We start from the raw sequence: 25,017 nt of genomic DNA, 5'->3' as shown, positions 1-25,017 counted from the left end.
GGAGCCTGTCATGGGCGAAGCGAGAATATTGTTGCGTGACGCGTCGGTCGCCGCGACCGGCGGTGCGGGCGAGGTCGAGCGCAAGCTGAGCGTGCCGGAGCTGTTGTGGAACGACGGTTTTGTCCGCAAGACCGTCATCATCCTGTTCCTGGCGGCGGTCTGGGAGGCCTACGGCGTCGCCCTCGACAATCCGCTGCTGTTTCCAACGCTGCACGACACCATCGTGACGCTTTGGGACCGCGTGAAAGACGGCACCATTCCGATGCGCGCCTGGGCTTCGCTGAAAGTCCTTTTCATGGGCTATTCGGCCGGCATCGTGCTCGCCGCGATCTTCACCGTGCTCGCCATCTCGACGCGGATCGGCACCGATTTCCTCGAAACGGTCACGGCGATGTTCAACCCGTTGCCGGCGATCGCGCTGTTGCCGCTCGCCTTGATCTGGTTCGGGCTCGGCAATGGCAGCCTCGTCTTCGTGCTAATCCATTCGGTGCTGTGGCCGGTCGCGCTCAACACCCATTCCGGCTTCAAGAGCGTGTCCAACACGCTGCGCATGGTCGGGCGCAATTACGGCCTGCGCGGGCTGCCTTATGTCGCGAAAATCCTGATCCCGGCGGCGTTCGGCTCGATCCTCACCGGCCTCAAGATCGGCTGGGCCTTTGCCTGGCGCACGCTGATCGCGGCCGAGCTGGTGTTCGGCGTCTCCTCGGGGCAAGGCGGGCTCGGCTGGTTCATCTTCGAGAACCGCAACCTCCTCGACATACCCGCAGTGTTCGCGGGCCTCTTGACGGTGATTATCATCGGGCTTTTTGTCGAGAACCTGATCTTCCGCGCCATCGAGCGGAACACCGTGCAGAAATGGGGCACCCAATCATGACCAAGAAGAAAATCACGCCCGACCAGCTCCGCAGCGCGCGCTGGTTCGCGCCCGACGACCTCCGCTCTTTCGGCCACCGCTCCCGCACCATGCAGATGGGCTACGCCCCGGAGGAGTGGAAGGACCGCCCGATCATCGCGATCCTCAACACCTGGTCGGACGCGCAGCCCTGCCACATGCACTTCAAGTCGCGCGTCGACGACGTCAAGCGCGGCATCCTGATGGCGGGCGGCTTGCCGATCGAGCTGCCGGCGCTGTCGCTGTCGGAATCGCTGCTGAAGCCGACCACGATGCTCTACCGCAATCTTCTGGCGATGGACGCGGAGGAGCTGTTGCGCAGCCATCCCGTCGACGGCGTGGTGCTGATGGGCGGCTGCGACAAGACCACACCGGCGCTGCTCTTGGGCGCGACCTCGATGAACATCCCGGCGATCTATCTGCCCGCGGGTCCGATGCTGCGCGGCAATTGGAAGGGCAAGACGCTCGGCTCCGGCTCCGACGGCTGGAAATACTGGGACGAGCGGCGCGCCGGAAAAATCTCCGACAAGGACTGGCTCGACATCGAAGCCGGCATTGCCCGCAGCTACGGCACCTGCATGACCATGGGTACGGCCTCGACCATGACTGCGATTGCGGAAGCCATCGGCATGACGCTGCCCGGCGCCTCCTCGATTCCCGCCGCGGATGCCAACCACATCCGCATGGCCAGCGAATGCGGCCGCCGCATCGTCGAGATGGTGTGGGAGGATTTGACGCCGAAGACGATCCAGACCCGCAAGGCGTTCGAGAATGCGATTGCGGTCGCCATGGCGATGGGCTGCTCGACCAACGCGATCATCCATCTGATCGCGCAGGCCCGCCGCGCCGGCCTCGACATCGGCCTCGATGATTTCGAGATCGCGAGCCGCAAGGTGCCTGTCATCGCCAACGTCCGCCCGAGCGGCGATGCCTATCTGATGGAGGATTTCTTCTATGCCGGTGGCCTGCCGGCGCTGATGGGCGAGATCAAGCAGCACCTGCATCTCGACTGCGTCACGGTCACCGGCAAGACTGTTGGCGAGAACATCGAGGGCGCCGAGGTCCACAATGACGACGTGATCCGTTCGGTCGACAATCCCATCTACAAGGAGGGCGCGCTCGCCGTGCTCAAGGGCAATCTCGCGCCCGACGGCTGCGTCATAAAGCCGAGCGCCTGCGCGCCGCGCTTCCTCAAGCACACCGGGCCGGCGCTGGTGTTCGACGACTATCCCGCGATGAAGAAGGCGGTCGACGACCCCAACCTGGATGTCACCGAGGATCACATCCTCATCCTCCGCAATGCAGGGCCGCAGGGCGGGCCGGGCATGCCGGAATGGGGCATGCTGCCGATCCCGACAAAACTCGTGAAGAAGGGCGTGCGCGACATGGTGCGGATCTCGGACGCGCGCATGAGCGGCACCAGCTATGGCGCCTGCATTTTGCACGTTGCGCCCGAATCCTATGTCGGCGGCCCGCTGGCGCTGGTGCGGAATGGCGACCGCATCACGCTCGACGTCGCAGCGCGCACTATCAACCTCGATGTGTCCGAAGCCGAGCTCGACAAGCGCCGCGCCGCCTGGAAGCAGCCCGAGCGCCGCTTCGAGCGCGGCTACGGCTGGATGTTCACCAAACACATCAAGCAGGCCAACGACGGCTGCGACTTCGACTTCCTGGAAACCGATTTCGGCGCGCCGATCGGCGAGCCGTCAATCTACTAGCAACCTGTCATTCCGGGGCGCCGCGAAGCGGCGAGCCCGGAATCCATAACCACGATCGTGAGTATGGATTCCGGGCCTGCGCCGTTCCGGCGCATCCCGGAATGACGAAGATGAGAGAGTACGAGATGTCCAAACTCACCGAAGCCACCCGCACAAAACTCAAATCCGTCTCCACCGCCACCGTCGCCACCGCGTTGTTCAAGCGCGGCCTGCGCATCCAGATGATCCAGGATGTGCACCCCTTAGGTGCCGACCAGCCGACCATGGTCGGCGAGGCCTTCACGCTGCGCTACATGCCGGCGCGCGAGGACCTCAACACCATCGACGTCTTCAAGGACCGTTCCCACCCGCAGCGCAAGGCGATCGAGGATTGTCCGCCCGGCAGCGTGCTGGTGATGGACAGCCGCAAGGACGCGCGCGCGGCCTCTGCCGGCGCGATCCTGGTGACGAGATTGATGAAGCGCGGCGTCGCCGGCGTCGTCACCGATGGCGGCTTTCGCGATTCCGCCGAGATCGCAAAGCTCGGCATCCCCGCCTATCACCATCGCCCCTCGGCGCCGACGAACCTCACGCTGCACCAGGCGATCGAGATCAACGTACCGATCGGTTGTGGCGATGCGCCGGTATTTCCGGGCGACGTCATTCTCGGCGACAGCGACGGCGTCATCGTGATCCCCGCGCATCTCGCCGACGAGATCGCGAACGAAACCTTTGAGATGACGGCGTTCGAGGATTTCGTCACCGAGGAAGTCGGCAACGGCCGCGGCATTTTTGGGCTCTATCCCGCCACCGATCCGCAGACGCTCACCGACTTCGCGGAATGGCGGAAGAAGAACGGCCGCTAGGCCGAAGCTAAGTCACGTCAAGAAACGAGCCGGCGCATCAAGCGCCGGCCTTTTATCGAGCAGGGAGGATTGTTATGAATTTCACGCGACGTAGTCTCATGGCCGGCGCCGGTGCGACGGCGGCTTCCGCACTTCTGGCCCGCGCCGCCGGTGCCCAGTCGTTTCCGTTCACGCCCTACCAGCGCTACCCCGACCCCGCCGTCCAGATCCTCGATCCCAGCTTTGGAAAATACCGGCTCTATTCCTCGACGGTCGAGCAGGTCGCGACTGGCATGCGGTGGGCCGAAGGCCCCGCCTATTTCCCCGAGGGCGGTTATCTCCTGTTCTCCGACATTCCCAACAACCGGATCATGAAGTTCGACGAGAAGACCGGGCAGACCAGCGTGTTCCGCGCCAACGCCAACTACGCCAACGGCAATGCGCGCGACCGCCAGGGCCGCCTCGTCACCTGCGAGCACTCCGTCACCCGCCGCATCACCCGCACCGAGAAGGACGGCAAGATCACCGTGCTCGCCGACAAGTTCGAGGGCAAGCGACTGAACGCACCGAACGACATCGTGGTGAAATCCGACGACAGCATCTGGTTCACCGATCCGCTGTTCGGCATCAACGGCGAGTGGGAAGGCAACAAGGAGAAGTCCGAGCAGGCCACCACCAACGTCTATCGCATCGCCAAGGACGGCAAGATCAGTGCCGTCCTCACCGACCTCGTCAATCCCAACGGCCTCGCCTTCTCGCCGGACGAGAAGAAGCTCTACATCGTCGAATGGAAGGGCACGCCCAACCGCAGCATCTGGAGCTACAATGTCGGCGACGACGGCAGCTTGAGCGGCAAGACCAAGCTGATCGATGCCGCCGACCAGGCCTCGCTCGACGGTTTTCGCGTCGACCGCGACGGCAATCTCTGGTGCGGCTGGGGCTCCAACGGCGCGCTACAATCCGAGCCCACCGACATCGGCGGCCGCAGGGTGTTTCAGCTCAGGGGCAAGTCGGAAGATCTCGACGGCGTGATGGTGTTCAACGCGGACGGCAAGCCGCTCGCCTTCATCAAGCTGCCCGAACGTTGCGCCAACCTCTGCTTCGGCGGCCCGAAGAACAACCGGCTTTATATGGCGAGCAGCCACTCGGTGTATGCGCTGTATGTCGAGGCGCATGGGGCGGTGTGAGGCAGAGTTGACCAGCTAAGCTGCCGTAGGGCGGGCAAAGCGACTTGTCCGCCGTAGCTCGAAGAGCGAAGGCGGAAGCGTGCCCACCGCTCTCGTCGCAATTGCTGAAAGATGGTGGGCACGGCGCGATGCGCCTTTGCCCACCCTACAGAGCTGCCGAATTCCTTCGCCTCTCCCCGCGTGCGGGGAGAGGCCCGTAGCCCGGATGGAGCACAGCGCAATCCGGGGCGGTCTTGCCGTCTGCACGAATCCCGGATTTCGCTGCGCTCCATCCGGGCTACAAGATCACGCCTCCGCCATTCCAGCCGCCCACAGCGCGAACGCATACACAATCGCGACTTCATCCAGCCGATCGAACCGCCCCGATGCGCCGCCGTGGCCCGCGCCCATGTTGGTCCGCAGGAGAACCGGGCCGCCGCCGCTCATCGTCGCGCGCAGGCGCGCGATCCATTTCGCGGGCTCCCAATAGGTCACGCGCGGATCGGTCAGGCCGCCCATCGCCAAAATCGCCGGATACTCCTTCGCCGCGACATTGTCGTAGGGCGAATACGACAGTATGGTGCGAAAATCCTTTTCGCTCTCGATCGGGTTGCCCCATTCCGGCCATTCCGGCGGCGTCAGCGGCAGTGTGTCGTCGAGCACGGTGTTGAGCACGTCGACGAACGGCACTTCGGCGACGATGCCCGCGAACAGCTCGCCGGCGCGGTTTGCCACCGCGCCCATCAGCATGCCGCCGGCCGAGCCGCCATGGCCGACGATGCGTTTTGCGCTGGTGTATTTCGCATCGATCAGTGCGCGGGCGCTGGCGGCGAAATCGTCGAACGAGTTGGTCTTCTTCTCGCGCTTGCCGTCGAGATACCAGCCCCAGCCCTTGTCGGCGCCGCCGCGGATATGGGCGATGGCGTAGACAAAACCGCGGTCGACCAGCGAGAGGCGGTTGGCGTTGAACGAGGCCGGCATCGCCATGCCGTAGGAGCCGTAGCCGTAGAGCAGCAGCGGCGCCGAGCCGTCGAGCTTCAGCCCGCGGCGATAGAGGATCGACACCGGCACCTCGGCGCCGTCATGCGCCTTGGCCATGATGCGCGTGGTGACATAGTCGGCCGCATCGTGGCCGGACGGGATTTCCTGGCGCTTGCGCAAGGTGCGCGTACGCTTGACCATGTCGTAATCGTAGACTTCCGACGGCGTCGTCATCGACGAATAGGCGAAGCGCAAATTCGTCGTCTCGAATTCGTAGGAGCCCATCGTATCGAGCGAATAGGCCGCCTCGTCGAAGGCGATGGCGTGCTCGTTCCTGGTCGCGAGATCGCGGATCACGACCGACGGCAGCGCATTGGCGCGCTCCAGCCGCACCAGATGGCCGGCATAGAGATCGAGGTCGATGATGTAGACGCCGGGACGATACGGGATCAGGTCGCGCCAGTTCTTGCGCTCGGGTGCGCCAAGCGGCGCGGTGACGATCTTGAAATCGATGGCGTCGTCGGCATTGGTGAGGATGAAGAGCTCTTCGCCACGGTCGGCCAGCGAATATTGCACGCCGTCCTCGCGCGCCGCGACCAGCCGCGGCGGCGCTTCGGGGTGAGCGAGATCGATCAGCCGCTGCTCCGAGGTCTCGTGATCGCCGCCCGCGATCACGCAGAAGCGGCCGCTGGTGCTCTCATGCAGATGGGTGAACCAGCCGGAATCCTGCTCCTCGTAGACGAGCGTGTCGTCGGCCTGCCTGGTGCCGAGCTTGTGCTGCCACACCTGCATCGGGCGATGGTTGTCGTCGAGCTTCACATAGAAGAAGCTCTTGCAGTCCTTGCTCCAGACGATGCCGCCGTCGGTTTCCTCGACCAAATCGTCAAGATCCTTGCCCGTGGCCCAGTCGCGGACGCGGATGGAAAAATATTCCGAGCCCTTGGTGTCCGCGCTCCAGGCTTGCAGCTTGTGATCGTTCGAGTGGCGGCTGCCGCCGAACTTGAAATATTTGTGGTCTTTCGCGAGCGCATCGCCGTCGAGCACGATATGGCCCTCGCCGCCGTCGCGCGGCATGCGGCCGAACAATTCGTGCTGCCCGCCCTCGCGAAACCTGCGGAAATAGGCGAACGGCCCGTCGGGCGAGGGCACGCTGGAATCGTCCTCCTTGATCCGTCCGCGCATCTCGCGCACCAGCGTCTTCTGTAGGGACGAGGTGTGGCCGAGCAGGCTCTCGGTGTAGCCGTTCTCTTCATCGAGATATTTGCGGATGTCGGGATCGAGCACGGCGGGATCGCGCAGCACCTCCTGCCATTTCTCGTCCTTCAGCCAGGCATAATCGTCGGTCACGGTGATGCCGTGCCGCGTGAAGGAATGCGGCCGGCGCGGGGCGACGGGGGGCTGGGAAGGTCTCTTGGCTTGTGTCACTCGGTCCTCATCATCTCGTACTCGCGCTGCGCTCCCTCTTTACCTCTCCCCGTAAGAACGGGGAGAGGGAGAAGAAAGGCGCGCCGCATCGCTCGCCGTGTTCCACCTTATATCGTCCCGATTCCGCGAATTGCCAGCGCCGCTGCGCCAAGGACTGCGCCAAGTCGCCGGGTTGTTGATCGCCCCCTTGTATGCTTTAGGGGCGATATCCCCGCCGCCGGTCCAGCCTGATGCTGTTCAATTCCTACCCGTTCATCCTGCTGTTCCTGCCGGCCGTGCTGGCCGGCTATTTCTGGCTCGGGCGGCGCAGCAATCTGGCGCCGGTGATCTGGCTGGCGCTGGCCTCGCTCGCCTTCTACGCCATCGGCAGCTGGCAGTTCGTGGCCCTGCTGCTGATCTCGATCGCCTTCAACTACGGCGTCGGCTATCTCCTGATCGCGGCGGAGCTCGCCCCAGTGCAACGAAAGGCGGCGCTCGCGCTCGGCGTCGTCGGCGACCTCCTCGTGCTCGGCATCTTCAAATATGCCGGCTTCGTCGCCGAGAACATCAATGCGCTCGCCGGCATGCATGTCGCGGTCCACATCCTGCTGCCGGTCGGCATCTCCTTCTACACCTTCACGCAGATCGCGTTCCTGGTGGATGCGTATCGTGGCCAGGTCGCGCGTTACGCCTTGCCGCACTATGCGCTGTTTGTGACGTATTTTCCGCACCTGATCGCGGGGCCGATCCTCCACCACAAGGACATGATCCCGCAATTCGAGCGGAAGGAGACCAAGTATCCGGACGCGCACCTGATCCTGTGCGGAATCGTCATCTTCGCGATCGGCCTGTTCAAGAAGACCTGCCTTGCCGACGGCATCCAGCCCCTGGTGGCGCTCGCCTTCGAGGCGCGCTCGCCGAGCTTTGATCAGGCCTGGTGCGGTGCGCTCGCCTACACGTTCCAGCTCTATTTCGACTTCTCCGGCTACTCCGACATGGCGATCGGGATATCGCTGATGTTCGGCATCTTCCTGCCGGTGAATTTCAATTCGCCCTACAAGGCCACCAGCATCGTCGAGTTCTGGCGCCGCTGGCACATGACCTTGTCGCAGTTCCTGCGCGACTATCTCTACATCTCGCTCGGCGGCAATCGCCGCGGCCGCGTGCTGCGCTACGTCAATCTGATGATCACGATGCTGCTCGGCGGGCTCTGGCACGGCGCGGCCTGGACTTTTGTCGCCTGGGGCGCGCTGCATGGCGCTTATCTCTGCGTCAATCATGCCTTCAACGCGCTGGTGCCCAACGTCCCGACGTTGCTCGTGCGCCCGGTCCGCATCGTCGGAGCCGTGCTGACGTTCCTCGCCGTCGTCGTGGCCTGGGTTTTCTTCCGCGCCGAGAGCGTTACTTGGGCACTGCGCGTGCTCCACGCGATGGCCGATCCGTCGAATATCGTCCTCGGCCGCGAGGAGGTCGCCGCCTTGGTTCTGGTGTCGATCTACGGCGCGCTGGTGTGGCTGGTGCCGAACACGCAAGGAATCATGGGATACGATCACGACAACCGCAGGGTCGGCGAGGCCCTGCCAGCAGGGCGGATGCGGCCGCTGTTTCTCTACGGCGCGTCGCTGGTGCTCGCTCTCGGGATTCTTGGCATCCAGAGCCACAGCGAATTCATCTATTTCCGGTTCTGATGCAGGGCAATTTCACACATCTGAGACGTCTTCTGCTCGCCAGCATCGCCTGCGTGCTGGGCGCGGCGGTGCTCACCTATCTCGTCGATCCCCTGCAATTGTTTCGCCCGTCGCGACTGGCCTTCTATTCCGACGATACGCGCGTGCAGAATGCCGGGCTGATCCGCAGCCAGTCGTTCGACACCGCCTTCATGGGCACCTCGCTCGCGATCCATTTCCGCCAGAGCGACATCGATCGCGCGCTCGGCATCCACTCGCTCAAACTGGCGATGACCGGGTCCAATTCGCGCCAGCAGGGCTTTGTGCTGGAGCGGGCGATCGAGCGCGGTGCCCGGCGCGTGATCTGGGCGATGGACGATTTCATCTTTGTCGATGCGGCCGATATCGAGGCCGATCCCTTTCTGTCCGTCGATCTCTATCGCCAGACAACGAAGGGCATCGCGTCCTATCTGTTCAGCGCCGCGATGGCGAAGGAATCCCTGTTCGCGCTGCTGCGGTCGATCCCGCCGCTGCGACAGCCGCTGACCCGTGCGGCACCGTTTCTGCCTGTCAAGTTCGCGCTGTCCGACGTCGACGACATCTACGCGCTGCCGCGCGATTTCGACGTCGCGCGTGACTACAATGCGAGGAAGACGCTTGCCTCGTTCGCCTACATCACGAGCCCCATACGCAGCCGCTTCCTCGGCGAAGGCTATGGCTACGACGCCATGCTCCGGCATTTCGAACGCGACGCCGTCGGCTTGATCACGCGTCATCCGGACGTGACCTTCGACATCTACTTGCCGCCCTATTCGATCCTGCAGTTCGTGGCGATGCGTGATGCCTCGCCTGCGACGCTGAAGATCGTCACCGACCTCACCGCGCGCATCGCCGAGCGGCTGACGCAGCTTCCGAATGTGCGTCTGTACGATTTCCGCGCGATCAGGGCGGTGACGCACGATCTCGATAACTACAGCGACGTCATCCACCATTCGCCGGCGGTGGACGCGATGGTGCTGAAATGGCTGGCGAGCGGAGAGTATCGCGTCGATCCTGAGGCGCCGCTCGCGTCGCTGGATGCGCTGAAGGCGCAGATCGAGGCGTATCGCGTGGAGCGCTGACCTTACCCTCTCCCCTTGCGGGAGAGGGTGGCTCGCCGCGCAGCGGCGAGACGGGTGAGGGGTATCTATCCGCGCGTACAACTCTCGCAGTGAAGTTTGCGGAGAGAAACCCCTCATCCGGCGCCATAGCCGAAGCTTCGCTTCGGCGTTCCTAAGAACGGCGGCCGAAGGCCGCCTACGCCACCTTCTCCCACAAGGGGAGAAGGAAGAAAGAAGCCGTGCGTTCGCAGGAACGACGGAGGTGCTTGTGGCTTACCGCTACACCGCCACCTGCTCGCCGAGATACGCGACCGCGGCTTCCAGCCCGCCCTTGCCGTGCGGGATCTTCAGCGCATTCAGCCCGATCTCGACCACCCCCAACGTGCCGAGCAGCATCGGCGCATTGACGTGGCCCATATGGGCGATGCGGAAGGCTTGTCCCGAGAGATCGCCGATGCCGGTGCCGAGCACGACGCCGCACTTGTCCTTGCAATAGCGTTGCAGCAGCGCCGGATCGTGGCCATTGCTCATGGTCACCGTGGTCACGGTGTTGGAGCGCTCGCTCGCCTCCGCGACGTTGAAGCCGAGCACCTGGCCTTCCGACCAGGCGGAGACGGCGCGGCGCGCGGCTTCGCCGAGCAGGCTGTGGCGGCGGAATGCGTTTTCGAGCCCTTCCTCGTGCAGCAGGTCGATCGCCTTGCGCAGCGCGAACAACAGATGCACCGGCGCGGTGCCGGCATATTTGCGATAATTCTCGCTGCCCTCGCGCTCGCTCCAGCTCCAATAGGGCGTCGACATGTTGGCCTTCTTCTGCACCTCGAGTGCGCGCGCGTTCGCCGCGACGAAGCCGAGGCCGGGCGGCGTCATCAGGCCCTTCTGCGAGCCGGACATCGCGACGTCGATGCCCCATTTGTCCATCTCGAACGGCATGCAGCCGAGCGAGGCGACAGTGTCCACCATATACAGCGCGGGATGGCCGCTCGCCTTGATCGCCTTGCCGATCGCCTCGATGTCGTTCTGCACGCCCGAGGCCGTGTCGACCTGGACGACGACGACGGCCTTGATGGTGTGCTCCTTGTCGCGGCGCAGGCGCTCTTCGACCTCGTGCGGCCGCACCGCGCGGCGCCAGTCGCCCTTGAGCACCTCGACCTCGGCGCCCATCAGGGCGGCGGCGTTGCCCCAGCCGATCGCGAAGCGCCCGCTCTCCAGCACCAGCACCTTGTCGCCGCGCGACAGCACGTTGCTCAGCGCGGCTTCCCAGGCGCCATGGCCGTTGGCGATGTAGATGTAGGACTTGCCCTTGGTCGCGAACAGCTTCGAGATGTCTGCGAGAAGTGTATCGGTCAGCTCGTGCATCTCTTTGGAGTAGATGTCGATCGCCGGACGATGCATCGCCTGCAGCACCTCGTCGGGCATCGTGGTGGGCCCGGGGATGGCCAGAAATTCCCGGCCCGCGCGAACGGTCATTGCTGTTGGTCCTTGTTGCTTGAGAACAGGCTGGTGGGTCGCTGACTCACGTTCTACGCGCGGTGGAAGCCCAAGAAAAGCACGCAAAACGCAGGTCTGGGGTGGTTTTTGCTTCGAGCATGGTCTTGTCGGAAAACCGCCTCACACTTTTCCGGACCATGCACTTATCTCTTGGTCTCGCGGCAACCGGCGGCTTCGGCTTCTTCCACCGAGCAGAACCAGCGGGTGCCCTTGCTGATCTTCATCTTGATCTGGGTGTACCAGCGGCTGGTCGGCTGGTGATAGATGCACTCGCCGGCGGTGTTGACGTTGCCCTTGATGGTGCAGTCCGGCGAGGGCGCGACCGGCCCGGAGGCCGAGGCGAGCAGCACCGCATGCGCGCCCTCGGGCGGCTTGGTGGCGCCCAGGATGGTGGTCTTCTTGTTGCGGACGCGCCAGTCCCACGGCGCGATGAAGGCGCCCTGCCACATGCCGGCCTTTGCCTCGCGCGCGGCGGCCTCGTCGGGTTCGTAGTCGTGAGAGACGCGGGTGTAGGCGAGTGCCCAGCCGCTGCGCACCAGCCATTTCTGGATGTCCTCGCCGCCGACCTCGCAGCGCGCCACGGTGCGGCCGCGCCGGTCGATCGCGCGGGCGTGGCAGACCCAGCTCTTGCCTTCGGTGTATTTGGCGAGCTCATCGCGCGCCGCGATGCCGCAGGTCCAGCGTTCGGTTTTTGTATTGAGGCAGAGCTGGTCGACCGCGGGCGCGTCGATGCCGCCGAGCCGGACCCGCGTGTTCCCGATCAGGACGGAATCGCCGGAGCGGACCTTTGCGGTGCCGGTGATGTCGGCGGCCTCGGCCAGCGAGGGGATGGCGAGCAAAGACAGCGCAATCAGGAATTTTCGCAACATGCCGGTCCGCGTGTGAGGAAAATCTCGATAGACGTCGCAATTGTGGTCGGCTTTTGGCCGCCCGGCCAGCGCCTGCCCAACGATTGAGCTTTCAACTTCCCGTCATTTTGCGACGGCCCCGTAGGGTGGGCAAAGCGACTTGTCCGCCGTAGCTCGGCGAGCGAAGGCGGAAGCGTGCCCACCATGGCTAGCGTCGCGAGGAATGGTGGGCACGGCGCGCGAAGAGCGCGCCTTTGCCCACCCTACGAGACCTACCCCCGCGCCATCGCGCGCTTCGCCACGGCCAGCCCCATCAGCACGAAGGCCGACGTCACCTCGGGACCACCGACCAGAATCCGCGTCGGCGTCTTCATCTTGTTCCATTCATAGGCGCGGAACGGGCCGCGGCGGCCGCCTTCGCCGAGGCTCGCGACGATCACGTTCAGCGCCGGCGCGAAGGCGCGCGGGTCGGCGCCGAGATGGCCGAGCGCGATCAGCGCCAGCGCCGCGTCGAACACGTTCATCTCCGCGGCCATCAGCTCGCCCTTGACGTAGGAGAGCACGCGATGGCGGATGAAATCGAAATCGCCGTCGGGGTCGATCACGGCCTGCGCCGCCAGCGGCAGCGCCAGGAAGGCCGCATAGCACCGGCCGAAATAGGCGCTGTAGAGCTCAGGCAGATAATAGATGTGCGAGCGCGGATTGGCGAAGGCGCCGCTGGCGGCGAGCCGCTTCTGAAAGCCGATGATCCGATGCACGGTGGCCAGCCGCGCCGGCGTCTCCAAAATCTTCCAGCGCGCGAGGTTGCGGAAGCTGACCTCGAGAATGTCGAGATTGAGCGTCGGATCGAGATCGTTGCCGTAGGGCCGCTCGCCTTTGAGATTGTCGATCCAGGTCGCGACGCCGCCCTCGTAGTCGATGTTGTCGTTGAGCGGCACGGTCACGCGCGGTTCGTTGACGCCGGCGAGCACCTGATAGCCCGAATAGAAGTCCAGCAGCGGCTGGTCGATGATCGGATCGGTGCAGCCGGCTTGCGTCGCTGCCGAGATCGAGCACGCCGTGGTGTCGCAATCCGGCACGTAGACGCCGAAGCCGAGGTCCTGCTTGATCTGGGCGAAGAAGCGGGAGAAGCGCGGATGCGGCGCCGGCGCGAGCGCGGTGATGACGTTGAAGCGTGTGCCGTCGATACCCTCGACCTCTTCGCGGCTGATGTTGACGCAGAAATCGACCATGTCGGCGATCGCACGCTCGGTTGCAATCTTGTCGGCCGGCGAGGCGAGCCCGGTCTCGACATAGCTCAGCAGCGCCTCGATGAAGAACGCGTCGTAATAGGCCGAGCGGTGTCGGATCTGCACCGGCTCCCACATCGGCTCGGCAATGCCGCTCCAGGGCGGATTGACGACGGCCGCTGCCTGTGAGCGCGCGATGAAGACGCGGGCGAGGTTGAACAGCAGCGAGGAGTTCTTGTAGCCGCGCGCGTTCAGCCCCGTCAGCGCCATGGTCAGCTCGCGCCCACGGACATCGGGGTCGCCGATCAGGTTGAAGGCGGCATAGGTCGGCAGGAAGCCGTTCTTGCGGTACGAGCCGAGCAGATGCTGCGCGCAGTCGCGGATCACGCCGTCGATCTGCGCTTGTTGCGGCGCCAGGCCGGTGAATATCGCCGGCGGCGGCTTTGGATGGTCGAGCGCGATGCTGTCGACGAGATCGGCGACAGGCTGGCCGACCGCCGCCCAGTCGGGCTCGGCGTCGTCGCGTGCCCGCACCAGTGCCGTGCGAAGCCGGGTCAGCTTCGCCTCGTCGCGCAACTCGGGCAGCCCGGCGCGGCGGAGCAGGATCCGCAATGCGGGATTGCCGAGCGCGGTCTTGTAGAACTTGGCCAGATGCGGATCGCCGCTGGCTGGGCCCGACAATACGGGATCGCAGACGTCGTAAAGCGAGGGGCCGTCTTTTCGCGCCGTCAGCGCCCGGCAGGCGGCGCCGGCAAAATAATGAAAGCTCATGAAATACCTGGTCGCGGGGCTTTGGCCGGGGGCCGGCCGGCGCGCTCCCATCTGCGCGCCACCCCCTCCAAGTCTTTGAAAAAGCTACCCGGATTCGCGGGAAATTCAAATGTGATGGCGGTCACGGAAAAACCCGGCACGGGAGCTGCTTGATTAAGGCCGTTACAAGGGGCTCGCGACGAAAAAACGTGCAAATTCTGCTCGGAGGATTAACTAATATCTTCAGTCACTTAGCTCAAATTTTGGGCGATCTATTGCCGGGGAGGAGATATCCGGTTAAGGCTTTGTTTGGTGCGGCGCCGCAAATTGCGCGCAGTTCGGGGGGACATCCCCGGCCAATCCCTCAAACCTGAAGCCACCATCGCGCTACTCAAACATTGTGCGCGCGCTTGGCTGGTCTTTGGCACAGGAACGAACCGAGATGAATGTAAGGCAGCTCGAGCTTTCCAGACGCACGATTGCGGTGGCCGCAGCCCTCATCGGCACGGTGTCGCTCGTGATCGGCGCCCATGCTGCCCTCAACATGCGCGCGATCGATGCCGCCAAGGCCGTGGCGACCGACGAGGTCACCGGCTCGATCGGCCAGTCGTCCCGCCTCGCCCTCGTCATCGGCAATGGACATTATCCCGACGCCAGCGCGCCGCTGACGCAGTCGATCAACGACGCCCGCGCGCTGTCCTCGTCGCTCCGCAAGAACGGCTTTGACGTCGATATGGTGGAAGACGCGACCAAGGACGACATGGTCCGCGCCGTCAACCGCCTGAAGTCCCGGATCAAGCGCGACACCGTCGTCATGCTGTTCTTCGGCGGCTACGGCGTGCAGGCCGGCCGCGAGAGCTACATGCTGCCGGTCGATGCGGTGATCTGGAAGGAAAGCGACGTCCGCCGCCAGGGCGTGTCCATCGACGGCGTGCTCGACATGATGAAGGAGCAGGGCGCCAAGGCCAAGCTCGTCGTCGTCGACGCCTCCCGCCGGAACCCCTACGAGCGCCGCTTCCGCTCCTATAGCCACGGCCTCGCGCCGATCAGCGCGACGGACAACGCGTTGATCCTTTCCTCGGCTTCGCCCGGCAAGGTCGTCGACGACGGCAAGGGCGAGTACAGCGTGCTGGTCGGCGAGTTCCTCACCAACCTCAATGCCCAGGGCAGCGCCGAAAGCGTCTTCAACAAGACCCGCGTCGCCATCTCCCGCGCCTCGGAAGGCGACCAGGTCCCGACCATCTCCTCCTCGCTGCTCGAGGACGTCCATTTCGGCGAAGCAGCCGGCGGCTAGCCGCAAATCGTAGGGTGGGCAAAGGCGCAAAGCGCCGTGCCCATCATCTTTCCGAGATTTCGACAGAAGACGTGGGCACGCTTCCGCCTTCGCTCGCCGAGCTACGGCGGACAAGTCGCTTTGCCCGCCCTACGGTATGCGTGTGTAACGCACCTCTGCCCCCACATCGTCATTGCGAGCGCAGCGAAGCAATCCAGGGTCTCTCCGCGGAAAGATTCTGGATTGCTTCGCTTCGCTCGCAATGACGGTTGAGGCGAGACTTACTTCGCGGCTTCCGTGGCCATCACCGGGCGCACCGGATCGCCTTCGCGCAGGATCGCGCCGGCGCGGGCGACGACGATATCGCCTTCGTTGAGGCCATCGCGAACCTCGATATTTCCGCCCGACATCAGCCCGATCTCGACCCGCTTGGTCTCGACGCGGTTGCGGCGGATCACCTGCACCACGGTGCCGGCGGTGGAATACTGCACCGAGGTCAGGGGCACCGCGACGTTGCAGCTCTGCCCGGTCTTGATCAGCGCGCGCCCGCTCGCGTTCAGCAGCAGCCGCTTCTGCGAGGAGATGCCGATATAGACCATGCCCTGCTGGATGTTCGGCTCGACGGTCGGTCCGATGCGGCGCACCTTGCCGTCGAGGTCGCCCGCGCCGGCAATGCGAACGGTCGCCTGCTGGCCGACCGCGAGCTTCCGAATATCGGTGGTCGCGACCAGGCCGACGAGATCATATTCGCTGCGCGCCACGATCGTGAACAGCGCCTCGCCCTTGGCCGAGGCGAGGTTGCCGATCTGCGCGGTCGACGTCGCGATCACGCCCGCCACGGGGGCGGTGACCTGAAGCGTGCCGCCCTCGGGCAGCGCCAGCCGCGCCAGCACCTGGCCGGCCGTGGTGGTGTCGCCGGCTTCCGCCAGCACGTCCGTGACCTTCAGGCCGGGACGTTCCGGCCGTACGGAGGTCTCCTCGCGCGCGATGATCGTGCCGGTGGCCTCGACGATGTCGGAGAAGCAGGATTTTGCGACCTTCAGCACCGTGACCGCGGGCCCCTTGGGCGCGTCGTCATCGGCGGCGCGGGCGGGCTGAGCGGACAGCAGAACCAGTCCGGCGAGAGCGACGAGTTTTTGGGAAAAGGAACGCGCAGGCAATGGACGCATCGGTCATTCCGGTTGGGGCCTTGACGGCCTCATCGTTAGCAGAAGCAGCCGCGGCGGACCATGGGCCGGCCGGATGAGAATGCCACAGCGCAGGCGGCGCGATGCCCCTTGGTAGATTAGTCGTGGCATAAGCGAAGAGGTTCGCCGGTGGTTGCCGCCCGACAAACTCGTCATGCCCGGGCTTGTCCCGGGCATCCACGTTCTTCGCGCCGCGGGCAAGGCGTGGATGGCCGGGTCAAGCCCGGCCATGACGCTGTGGAGGCACTGGATCCCTCACGGCAGCGTCAAGAACTCCACCCAGTTCGGCTTCTTGCCGGTGGGATAGGATTTCAGCTTGGCGAGCGCGCCGCTGCTCTGGTCGATCGCATAGACCGTCATGCTGTCGGAGAGCTCGCCGACCGCGACGAGGTAACGCCCCGACGGATCAATGTGGAAGCCGCGCGGCTGCTTCTCCGTCGGCACGCTGCCGATCGAGGTCAGCTTGCCGCTTGTTGCGTCGACCTTGTAGCCGGCGAGCGTATGGGTGGTGCGCTCGGAGGCGTAGAGGAAGCGGCCGTCCGGGGTGATGTGGATGTCGGCGGCCCAGGGCTTGCCAGTAAAGCCTTCTGGCAGCGCGGTGGTGCGCTGGATCTCGTCCCATGCGCCGCTCTTGGCCTCATAGCTGAACGCCGCGACGTCGCCGTTCAGTTCATGGATGAGATAGACGAACTTGCCGTTGGGATGGAACACGAAGTGCCGCGGTCCCGATTTCTCCGGCACCTTGGTCACCGGCGGATCGCTCGGCGCCAGCGTGCCCGCGACTGCATCGAACGCGAAGGTCAGCACCTGATCCGAACCGAGATTGGTCGCGAACACGAAGCGGTTGTCGGGCGAGGGCAGGAAGGCGTGCGCATTCAGCCCGGTCGGAATCACCTGCTTCGGCTCGCCGGCGACGCCGTTCGGGCTGAGCGGATTCAGCGCGACCTTGTTGCCGCCATAGGAGGCGCTGAACAGGAATTTGCCAGTGCCGTCGACGGCGATGTTCGCCATGCTGTCGGCGAGCGGCCCGTTGCCGATAGGGCTGAGCTGGCCCGTTTTGGGATCGATCGCAAAGCTCACCGCGAGGAATGGCTGCGAGCGCACGCCGGCAATCAGCACGCGGTGGTCGGGCGTGATCGCGAGCGGTGTCGAGGAGCCGGGCTTGTCGACGCCGGTGAAGGCGGCGGTCTGCACCGGTGTCATCTCGCCGCTCTCGGCCAGCTTGAACACGCTGATGTCGTTGCTGTCGGCGTTGCCGACATAGGCGAAGGTCTCGGCCATGCCGGGGCGGACTCCTGAAACGAGGGTGAGGAAGGCGAGGGTGGTGGCGATCGCAGCGCGTGGCGCGATGCGGCGTGTCGGTCTCGGCATGGGGCTCCTCCTTACAGCGTTACGGCCTTGTCGTTTTGTCCGGAGGATAGCGGGAGCCGTGCCGCCGTACCAAGTTCCGGTTGAAGATCGATCGATGCCGAAATTGTATCGGTCGCGCGGTGGCTACCGCACTGCGGCCGTCTGGCTGCGGGAGGGCAGATGCGGGCCGGACGCAGTGTTGGGTGCCCCGAGCAGGCCCCACACGGCCACCGCCAGCAGCGCGCAGGTCAAAATGGTCCAGGCGACCAATCGTTTCCGCATCAAGCCAAGTCCATCCGTTGTTTGAAACCCCGGGGCCCGCACATGATCGTGCACTGCAAACGGCGACGATCCTATGAACTCGTTCACAGGCACAACATCGCATCGGCATTGCGAACCAATGCCGCGGGAGTGCATTGACCCATATGCCGCGTGAAAACGACCTCGAAGGCAAGCCCGACATGGGCGGCAAGCATGGCGGCCAGAAAGGCCAGCCCAAGCCGCCGCCGCGCCCGCGCGAGGGTCCGCGCGATGAGGACGTCGTGGCAAAGCGCCACACCGGCCAAACCGATCGCACGCCGCCGCCGACCAAACAAAAATAGCGCTGTATTTCGCGCCGGGAACATCAGCCTCGCCTTGCCGTTATGCTGATCCCGCAAGCGGACGAGGTCGAACCGGAGGCTGGCACGTGTTTTGGATCTATTGGAACACCGCTTGGTCGCTCATCATCAGCGGCATCATGTTCACCACCATCGTCACCCATCCCGACGCCGAGTTCGCCGAGATCCGGGCGGCAAAGCAGGCGAAGTGAGCCCGCGCGCCTGAGGCCCGACCTCCGGGGCTATGAACCGTTCGCGGGCAGCGATGGCTGGTCCGCCGGCGGCGTCGAAGACGGCTTTCGCGCCGCTCTGCTCGCGCGCTTCCTAACCGTGGGCGCCGGCAAGGTCGCCTGAAGGGCTGCGTCAGCCGCTTGTTTGGCTTCGCGCGCCTCTCGAAGCCGCGCCATGTTCTTGCGAATCTCGATCGACTGCCTTTCGACGTCTGCCAGTGCAAGTGCTCCCTCTTCGGCGGCGAGGCGCCTGCGATTGGAGCGCGCGATGCTTTCGGGTGACAGCTCGGCGGGTTTCCTGGCACTCATGCTTCACTCCGTTGTGCAACCGGCAAAACCCGCTCGATCCGGGGATCGAACGGGCTGGCGCGCGACAATCGCGCGAACGCCTTCAACTCGGTCGATGTCTTTGGAAAAGGTGCCCGCGGGCGCATTCAACAAGGCACAGCGGTTGATCGAACGCCCTCGATATATGTCTCGTTCGATTTTCTGCAAGGACGGCAAGGCCGATTTGGCTCGGCCAGGCAGCTCCGGCGCCTCGATCGAGAGGCTTCACACGATCCGGTCGAGGTGCAGCCAAGGCTTTATCGATTGACAGGGCTGCACTGGAGTGGTCACGTGCCAGCGCGAAGTTGCATCGCTGTGACAAGCGCATCGACTTGTCCGAAGCTGGCGACGAATGTCGCAGCGCTATCCTCAAAATTCGCAATGAAGCTCCTGCGCAATTGGCTGCCATGCAGGGCGTGTCGCATTTGCAGCCCCAAGCGAGGAGGAAGATCGATTGCAGGTACTCGTCAGAGACAACAATATCGAGCAGGCACTCCGTGTTCTCAAGAAGAAGATGCAACGCGAGGGCGTCTTCCGCGAAATGAAACAGCGGCGTTCCTACGAAAAGCCCTCGGAGAGAAAGACTCGCGAGAAATCCGAGGCCGTTCGACGCGCCCGCAAGCTCGCGCGAAAGCAGGCAATCCGCGAAGGATTGCTGCCCGCGCCGCCGAAGAAGAAGCCGTTTGAGCGCAAGCCGCCCCTGCCGGATGTCAAGGCCCGGGTCCCTATAGCCTGAAGTCGATGCCTCGCAGCACGATGCCGGGCGGCGTGCCTTCGAACTCCGTCGCGCGATATTTGCTTGCCGCGCGTGCTTCGATGCGATCCCGCAGGCGCGTGAACTGGGCTTCACGTTGCTCGGGCCTGACCTGCGGGCTGGGCTCGAGGTAGTCCATCGCCGAGGTCGAGATTGCGCAAGGAATCTCCCTGGCGCCGTCATGCATCGAGAACCGAACGATCATCCGATCGTATTCGTGGCCGATAAAGCGGCCGCTGGTCAATGTCATGGCTTACTCCGTCACCTGATTGCTTCTTGGCATGATTGTCCCTCAAATCATCGCCGCCCGATTCCCGGTTGGCCGGAGCAAGGCGCGCGTCGAGACTGCAGGCGGTCGTCGTTTGCCTCAGTCATCCCCCGACAGCCGGACGAAATCGTCCAACAGCGCCGCCACCAGCGCGCGGTGGCGTGTGTCCTCGGCGGGCAGGCTCGCAGCATAGAGGTTGAGCAGATGGCGCGCCTTCACCGCCGCTTCCGGCCAGGACGTGGCGGGCACCGTCATCATGCGGTTCTCGAGATCGGCCTCGCGCTCGCGCAGCTCCCTGACATTGGCCTCGACCTCCGCCAGCGCGCGGCGCAGGTCGGTCGCCTTCTGCGCAGCCATGCCGCGGTGCTTGTCGAGATCGACGGTGCGGTCAGTCATTCGCCACGCTCGCGTCTGCGGCCTGCGCGTTCGCAAGATCGACCGAGCCGATCGACAGCATCTCCATGGTTCCGCGGGGGCCTTCGGCGGGCACGGTGATCATCGTGGCAACGCGGCGATAGGCCGCGAAGGTCAGGCCCTCGATCGCCTCCTCGTCAGTGACGACCTCATAGGCGCCGGCTGGCAACATGCGCTCGACGCCGCGGATGCGGAACGGATGCCTGAAGGTGACGGTTTCACGCCGCGAGCGGATGGTCATGCACGCCTGCCTTTCGCAAGTGAAGCCCCAACCGGTGCCGGCCGTCACGACCATGCGCGCTCGCCGCAGCAATAGCCAGTACTATCGTCGCCGGGCCGGCAAGCGACGATGTCACAGCAGCCATTGTTTCCGCAGCATTTTAACCCTCGCTATTGGCTCGGTGCGGGCGTAGGGTCGCTGCCATCACCGCACGTCTCAACGGCTTCGACCGGTGACTGAGGGGCACGTGTGCTCCCGCCGAAGGCTTCGCAGGAGCGTTCGATGGCGTGCGTTCGCATCGCGGATCGGATCGTGCCGCCGGTGATGGTTCCGCGGTTTCTTCTGCTTCTCGTCGGCGCGGCCGCCATCTTCAATGGCTAGGGCAACAATTGTGCCGTATCTGGTCAGCGGGACCAACGAATACGGCAGCTCCAATCTCGGTCGCGGCAAGGCGACGTTCGCGCTGCGCCTCGCTCGAAAACTGCTGCGCGAAGGCTACATGGACATCAGGGTCTGCACCCCTCGTGGACGGCTGCTGCAATCGGATGAGCTCGACGAGCTCGAACCAACGGAGAGCGACATGGCAAAGGGCCAGCAACGCGGTAATCGCGAAACCAAGAAGCCGAAGAAGGAAAAATCCAAGGTGATCGCGGCGGCGCCGAGCCGCAAGGAAGCCGCCTGGCAACCGGATTTCGGACCGGCGAAGAAGAAGTAGCGAGGCGTCGGCGAGGGATGGGGTGACTGGCCGCGCTAAGCGGCCACCGCCTGCGCCGACAACAGCTGCCTCAGCTTCGCCGCCGGCACGGCGGGGCTGAACAGCCAGCCCTGCATCTGGCTGCATCCGAGCTGCCGCAGCACCTCGCGCTGGGCCTCGGTCTCGACGCCTTCGGCCGTCGTCGCCATGTGGCGGGCGGCCGCCATGTGCACCACCGCCTGCACGATCGGAGAGGAATCCTCGGACTGGCCGATGTCGCTGATGAAGCTGCGGTCGATCTTGATCTTGTCGAACGGGAAGCGGTGCAGATAGCTCAGCGACGAATAGCCGGTGCCGAAATCGTCGAGCGCGATGCGCACGCCGAGCTCGCGCAGCTGCTGGAGGATCGTCAGCGCCTCCTCGTCGTCGCGGATGAGCACGGTCTCGGTGACCTCGAGCTCGAGCCGTCCGGGCGCAAGTCCTGACTCCGCGAGCGCGGCTGCAACCTTGAGCGCCAGCGTCCTGGCGCGGAACTGCACCGGCGAGACGTTGACCGCGACATGGATATCGCCGGGCCAGCTCGCCGCCTCGGTGCAGGCCTGCTTCAGCACCCATTCGCCGATCTCGCCGATCAGCCCGGTCTCTTCCGCGACCGGAATGAAGTCGGCGGGCGAGATCATGCCGCGCTCGGGATGGCGCCAGCGCAGAAGCGCCTCGCAGCCGTTGACCACATTGGCCGCGAGATCGACCAGCGGCTGGTAATGCACCTCGAACTCGCCGCGGGCGAGGGCCTGGCGCAGGTCGAGCTCGAGCTGGCGGCGCAGCCGCGCCTTGGCGTCGTATTCGGGCACGAAGAGGCGGAAGGTGCGGCGGCCCTCGGACTTCGCTGCATACATCGCGAGATCGGCGCGCTTGAGCAGGTCGTCGAGATTGTCGCCGTGATCCGGCGCGATCGCGATGCCGATGCTGGCATCGGTCGGGATCTCCTGGCCCTTGCAGTCCACGGGCGTACGCAGCGCTTTGAGGATGTTTTCCGCCAGCGCCGTCAGCTCGGCCCGGTCGCTGGTGCCGGCCTTGACGATGGCGAATTCGTCGCCGCCGAGCCGCGCAACGAGGTCGTTGCCGCTGACGCAGGCGCGCAGGCGGTTGGCGACCTGGCGGAGCAGCTCGTCGCCGACCTCGTGGCCGAGCGAATCGTTGACGCCCTTGAACTCGTCGACGTCGATGTAAAGGATCGCGAACGGCTGGCCCTGGGCAAGCTCCGCGATGCGGCGCTCCAGATGGCCGCGCATCAGCACGCGGTTGGGCAGGTCGGTCAGCGCGTCGTAATGCGCCATATGCGCGATGCGCTCGTCGGCGCGGATGCGTTCGGTGACGTCGTCGTGGGTCGCGAGCCAGCCGCCGGCAGCACCGGGCTGGTTCTTGATCTCGATCAGGCGGCCGTCCGCGGTCTCGACGACGGCGCTCTGGGTTCGCCCGGTATTGCTCAGAATGTCGTCGCAATAGGACGCGACGTCACCGTGGAACGAGCCGGTGTCATGGCGATGCTGGATCACGTCGCGGAAATAGGCGCCGGGCTTCACCACGTCGGCCGACAGCCCGTACATCTCGATGTAGCGCCGGTTGCAGACGATCAGCCGCTCGTCCTGGTCGAACATCAACAGGCCTTGCGTCATGGTGTTCATCGCGGTGTCGAGCTGCTGCTTCTCCGCGGCGAGCCTGCGCGTCATCTGGCGGAAGATCAGGAACAGCGTGAGCACGAGCAGGCCGATCGACAGCACGGCGACGGCGACGAAGAATTTTGTCTGCGTCCGCCAGGTCGCCAGCGTCGCGTCCAGCGATTTGGTCGCGACCACGACCAGCGGCTCGCCGGTCAGGAGGCGCGCGGCGACGATGCGGTCCTTGCCGTCGATCGGGCTGGCGAGCTGCGTCGTGACGAAGGTGCGCTCGAACACCGCCATCTGCTCGCGCGTGCCGTTGCGAAAATTCTGTCCGATCATCGCGTCGACATGCGGAACGCGCGCGAGCAGCTGGCCATTCTGGTGGTGCATCGCGATCGAGGATTCCTCGCCGAGCCCCGCCGAGGCGAAGAAGGATTCGAGCTGCTCCGGCGAAATGGCCCGCGACACCATGCCGAGGAATTCGCCGTGGGGACCGGAGACGCGCCGCGCGAACACGATCGCAGCTCCGTTGCCGAACCGGCCGGGCACGACCTCGATCTCTTCCTGCGAGGCCGGATCGTTCCTGAGGCGATTGAAATAGCCGCGGTCGGCGACCGAAATATCGGCGACCGGCCAGCGCCGCGACGAGTTGATCAGCACGCCGTTGGAATCGAACACGTTGGCGCCGGCAACGTCGGACCAGCCGCTGGCTTTGGCGCGCAGCACCTCGTGCATGGCCAGCGTGGCCATCTCGCTGCGGAAGATATCGGCGGATGTGATGCCGTGGCTCTCGAGCTCGGCGATGACGCTCTTCTGGAGCACCGCAAAGTCGGCGAATTCGCGGTCGAAATGCCGGGCGAGCATGCGCACGGAGTTTTCCAGGCTGTCGCGGCCACTCTCGATTGCATTTTGCCGGAAACGATCGACGGTGAGCGCGGTGCCGATGGCCATCGCGACCATCAGCACGAAGCCGCCGGCGATCAGCCACGTCAGCGGCGCGCCCTGCCAACGGCGGAGCAACGCGCGCATGCGCGTGGTCCATCGGATTGATGTGCCCATCCAGCCCTCCCGTGGGATGCAAGATGCAGCAAAACCGACAAGAGCCCGTTACCAGTAAGGGTTAGGAAAACATGAATCGGAACGGAATCAGAGGGTTGGTTTTCCCTCGGTCGGCGGGAGTTCCGCAGGCTGGATTTACGCTGACGCGATTCCGGGGATCACCGGCGGATTTCCCACTTCAAGGCTTCCGCATTCTTCTTGGCGAACGTCTCGGGCACGTCAAACTTTCCGGTCTCGAGATCATAGCGGCAACGCCAGCCGCCCAGTCCCTTCATGGCGACGTTCTTGGGATGGTTGTCATATTCGCCCGACAGCGAGATCACGAGGTAGCGGTTGTTGGGCCAGTCCATGCCGAGCGAGCGATAGGCCTCTTCCGTACCCTCCATGAGATTGGCCGAGATATGGAAGTCGAGCTTGGCGAACCTCTTCGTCTCCGGCCGGCCGTAGAAATAGGCCCAGGCGAGATCGCTGAGCGGCTTCTTCGTCGCGCTCGCGAAGGCGCCCTTCTCGACATGGTAGAGATAGAGGTCCTGCTCGCCCGAGCCGGTCTTCTGCATCCGCACCAGCCATTGCGAGTCGCCGGTGAAGCGGAAGCCGGCCCCGTAGCCCTGCTCGGGCTTCAGCTCCGTCATCTGCTCGCCGCGGCGAGCCCAGACCTGCCATTTGACCTCCCAATCCCCGTCGTCCTTCATGTACTGCTCGATCCTGGTGGCGCCATCGGGCGAGGTGAAGGCGAGGCCGGCATTGTTGGTGAGGATGTAGTCCGGCGGCGGGCCGGATGCGGCGAGCGCCGGAGAGGCGGCCAGTGTCAGGACAAGCGCCAGCCATGGTGCGGGACGGCAAAATGCGGTCACGGAAAAAAATCCTCGAGAAATGACCGCGATGCGGCCTCGGTGATTTGACGCCGTCGGTGC

The 25,017-nt window shown here is 64.7% G+C and carries 24 protein-coding genes; 10 read left to right on the top strand and 14 right to left on the bottom strand.

From position 1 onward, the window contains the following. The first annotated feature begins 10 nt into the window (after positions 1-10). From CT676_RS22000 to CT676_RS21985, 4 genes are all read left to right on the top strand, one after another. A complete protein-coding gene (locus tag CT676_RS22000) occupies positions 11-874 on the top strand; it encodes an ABC transporter permease (protein ID WP_063980472.1) in 864 nt (287 codons plus the stop codon). Then, a complete protein-coding gene (gene araD / locus CT676_RS21995) occupies positions 871-2,610 on the top strand; it encodes an L-arabinonate dehydratase (RefSeq protein ID WP_085403694.1) in 1,740 nt (579 codons plus the stop codon). Before CT676_RS22000 ends, araD begins: the two co-directional genes overlap by 4 nt. A gap of 125 nt (positions 2,611-2,735) precedes the next feature. Next, positions 2,736-3,455, top strand: coding sequence for a ribonuclease activity regulator RraA (locus CT676_RS21990; RefSeq protein WP_085403709.1), 720 nt, complete (start codon positions 2,736-2,738; stop codon positions 3,453-3,455). A gap of 74 nt (positions 3,456-3,529) precedes the next feature. Continuing rightward, complete coding sequence (locus CT676_RS21985; protein ID WP_085403693.1) at positions 3,530-4,621, top strand: SMP-30/gluconolactonase/LRE family protein; 1,092 nt, start codon at positions 3,530-3,532, stop codon at positions 4,619-4,621. 285 nt (positions 4,622-4,906) lie between these two features. Here CT676_RS21985 and CT676_RS21975 read toward each other — a convergent pair whose 3' ends face one another. Continuing rightward, a complete protein-coding gene (locus CT676_RS21975; RefSeq protein WP_135215356.1) occupies positions 4,907-7,006 on the bottom strand; it encodes a S9 family peptidase in 2,100 nt (699 codons plus the stop codon). A 230-nt stretch (positions 7,007-7,236) separates the two neighbouring features. Between CT676_RS21975 and CT676_RS21970 the strand changes: the two genes are divergently transcribed. Together CT676_RS21970 and CT676_RS21965 are read left to right on the top strand one after the other, a co-directional pair. Then, entirely contained in the window at positions 7,237-8,673 is a 1,437-nt protein-coding gene (locus CT676_RS21970; protein WP_085403691.1) for an MBOAT family protein, read from the top strand. Further along, a complete protein-coding gene (locus CT676_RS21965; RefSeq protein WP_085403690.1) occupies positions 8,673-9,773 on the top strand; it encodes a hypothetical protein in 1,101 nt (366 codons plus the stop codon). Before CT676_RS21970 ends, CT676_RS21965 begins: the two co-directional genes overlap by 1 nt. A 258-nt stretch (positions 9,774-10,031) precedes the next feature. Here CT676_RS21965 and CT676_RS21960 read toward each other — a convergent pair whose 3' ends face one another. From CT676_RS21960 to CT676_RS21950, 3 genes are all read right to left on the bottom strand, one after another. Next, a complete protein-coding gene (locus tag CT676_RS21960; RefSeq protein WP_063980480.1) occupies positions 10,032-11,219 on the bottom strand; it encodes an aminotransferase class V-fold PLP-dependent enzyme in 1,188 nt (395 codons plus the stop codon). A 164-nt stretch (positions 11,220-11,383) separates the two neighbouring features. Beyond that, positions 11,384-12,109: a thermonuclease family protein gene (locus CT676_RS21955; protein ID WP_085403671.1), complete on the bottom strand. Its 726-nt coding sequence runs from the start codon at positions 12,107-12,109 to the stop codon at positions 11,384-11,386. A 251-nt stretch (positions 12,110-12,360) separates the two neighbouring features. Continuing rightward, complete coding sequence (locus CT676_RS21950) at positions 12,361-14,088, bottom strand: hypothetical protein (RefSeq protein WP_085403670.1); 1,728 nt, start codon at positions 14,086-14,088, stop codon at positions 12,361-12,363. Positions 14,089-14,509: 421 nt separating this feature from the next. Between CT676_RS21950 and CT676_RS21945 the strand changes: the two genes are divergently transcribed. Then, positions 14,510-15,361: a caspase family protein gene (locus tag CT676_RS21945; RefSeq protein WP_063980483.1), complete on the top strand. Its 852-nt coding sequence runs from the start codon at positions 14,510-14,512 to the stop codon at positions 15,359-15,361. A 260-nt stretch (positions 15,362-15,621) separates the two neighbouring features. Here CT676_RS21945 and CT676_RS21940 read toward each other — a convergent pair whose 3' ends face one another. The 4 genes from CT676_RS21940 to CT676_RS44860 form a co-directional block, all read right to left on the bottom strand. Next, positions 15,622-16,509: an HlyD family efflux transporter periplasmic adaptor subunit gene (locus CT676_RS21940; RefSeq protein ID WP_085403668.1), complete on the bottom strand. Its 888-nt coding sequence runs from the start codon at positions 16,507-16,509 to the stop codon at positions 15,622-15,624. 273 nt (positions 16,510-16,782) lie between these two features. Beyond that, positions 16,783-17,898, bottom strand: a complete 1,116-nt coding sequence (locus tag CT676_RS21935; RefSeq protein ID WP_085403667.1) for a beta-propeller fold lactonase family protein — start codon at positions 17,896-17,898, stop codon at positions 16,783-16,785. Between the two features lie 123 nt (positions 17,899-18,021). Further along, positions 18,022-18,159, bottom strand: coding sequence for a hypothetical protein (locus CT676_RS44770; protein WP_175627410.1), 138 nt, complete (start codon positions 18,157-18,159; stop codon positions 18,022-18,024). An 83-nt stretch (positions 18,160-18,242) separates the two neighbouring features. Further along, positions 18,243-18,503, bottom strand: coding sequence for a hypothetical protein (locus CT676_RS44860; RefSeq protein WP_205124607.1), 261 nt, complete (start codon positions 18,501-18,503; stop codon positions 18,243-18,245). Between the two features lie 62 nt (positions 18,504-18,565). On the opposite strand from CT676_RS44860, the gene CT676_RS46090 reads away from it, so the two are divergent. Beyond that, positions 18,566-18,688 (top strand): hypothetical protein, encoded by a 123-nt coding sequence (locus CT676_RS46090; RefSeq protein ID WP_256376446.1) that lies wholly within the window; start codon positions 18,566-18,568, stop codon positions 18,686-18,688. Positions 18,689-18,718: 30 nt separating this feature from the next. Here CT676_RS46090 and CT676_RS45300 read toward each other — a convergent pair whose 3' ends face one another. Next, complete coding sequence (locus CT676_RS45300) at positions 18,719-19,015, bottom strand: transcriptional regulator (protein ID WP_085403665.1); 297 nt, start codon at positions 19,013-19,015, stop codon at positions 18,719-18,721. Positions 19,016-19,487: 472 nt separating this feature from the next. Here CT676_RS45300 and rpsU point away from each other — a divergent pair, with 472 nt between their 5' ends. Continuing rightward, positions 19,488-19,769, top strand: a complete 282-nt coding sequence (gene rpsU, locus CT676_RS21920) for a 30S ribosomal protein S21 (RefSeq protein ID WP_063980487.1) — start codon at positions 19,488-19,490, stop codon at positions 19,767-19,769. Here rpsU and CT676_RS21915 read toward each other — a convergent pair. The 3 genes from CT676_RS21915 to CT676_RS21905 form a co-directional block, all read right to left on the bottom strand. Further along, on the bottom strand, positions 19,759-20,037 hold the full coding sequence (locus CT676_RS21915; RefSeq protein WP_028149308.1) for a DUF1488 domain-containing protein: 279 nt from the start codon (positions 20,035-20,037) through the stop codon (positions 19,759-19,761). The two genes, rpsU and CT676_RS21915, sit on opposite strands and share 11 nt — an antisense overlap. Positions 20,038-20,154: 117 nt before the next feature. After that, positions 20,155-20,451, bottom strand: a complete 297-nt coding sequence (locus tag CT676_RS21910) for a hypothetical protein (RefSeq protein ID WP_028149307.1) — start codon at positions 20,449-20,451, stop codon at positions 20,155-20,157. Then, entirely contained in the window at positions 20,444-20,710 is a 267-nt protein-coding gene (locus CT676_RS21905) for a hypothetical protein (protein ID WP_085403708.1), read from the bottom strand. The genes CT676_RS21910 and CT676_RS21905 overlap by 8 nt, the downstream gene beginning before the upstream one ends. A gap of 370 nt (positions 20,711-21,080) precedes the next feature. Between CT676_RS21905 and CT676_RS44765 the strand changes: the two genes are divergently transcribed. Beyond that, positions 21,081-21,404: a hypothetical protein gene (locus CT676_RS44765; protein ID WP_085403663.1), complete on the top strand. Its 324-nt coding sequence runs from the start codon at positions 21,081-21,083 to the stop codon at positions 21,402-21,404. A gap of 35 nt (positions 21,405-21,439) precedes the next feature. On the opposite strand, the gene CT676_RS21895 is transcribed toward CT676_RS44765, so the two are convergent. Further along, entirely contained in the window at positions 21,440-24,103 is a 2,664-nt protein-coding gene (locus CT676_RS21895) for an EAL domain-containing protein (RefSeq protein ID WP_085403662.1), read from the bottom strand. 158 nt (positions 24,104-24,261) lie between these two features. Beyond that, positions 24,262-24,957, bottom strand: coding sequence for a hypothetical protein (locus CT676_RS21890; RefSeq protein ID WP_135215355.1), 696 nt, complete (start codon positions 24,955-24,957; stop codon positions 24,262-24,264). Between the last annotated feature and the right edge of the window lie 60 nt (positions 24,958-25,017).

Origin of the sequence: Bradyrhizobium sp. MOS001, assembly GCF_004634465.1 — a bacterium.
GTDB lineage: Bacteria > Pseudomonadota > Alphaproteobacteria > Rhizobiales > Xanthobacteraceae > Bradyrhizobium > Bradyrhizobium barranii.
Note: the sequence above shows the minus strand (reverse complement) of the source record. Positions and strands in the feature narration are given on the sequence as shown.